The 269-nt window shown below is 54.6% G+C and carries 1 pseudogene; it reads left to right on the top strand.

Going from position 1 to position 269, the window contains the following annotated elements:
* Nucleotides 1-139 precede the first annotated feature (139 nt).
* Nucleotides 140-269: pseudogene (locus tag EZM41_RS10955) on the top strand (branched-chain amino acid ABC transporter permease); the annotation flags it as partial.

The following is a 269-nucleotide window of genomic DNA, read 5'->3' as shown; positions in this document are numbered from 1 at the left end:
AGAGTCGAAAGGGGCGACATATCCACCATGTGCGCGCCAACGTTCACAGTGGAGATCAAAGCGACAGCGTATGCCACCTGCCCTGGCGTGCCCATGATGCCGAGGCTTCGCATCAACCCAGGCACGAGAGGTAAGAACATTGGGCTACCTTAGTGGAATAATAATACTTTTGTGTATAAATGCCATAGCGGCGATGGGCGTATCGCTGCTCACAGGATTCACCGGGGTATTCACGCTGGGACATGCGGCTTATATGGCCCTCGGAGCCT

The organism is Acetomicrobium sp. S15 = DSM 107314, assembly GCF_016125955.1.
Classification (GTDB): domain Bacteria; phylum Synergistota; class Synergistia; order Synergistales; family Thermosynergistaceae; genus Thermosynergistes; species Thermosynergistes pyruvativorans.
The sequence above is the reverse complement of the archived record's forward strand: the minus strand, read 5'-3'. Positions and strand labels throughout refer to the sequence as shown.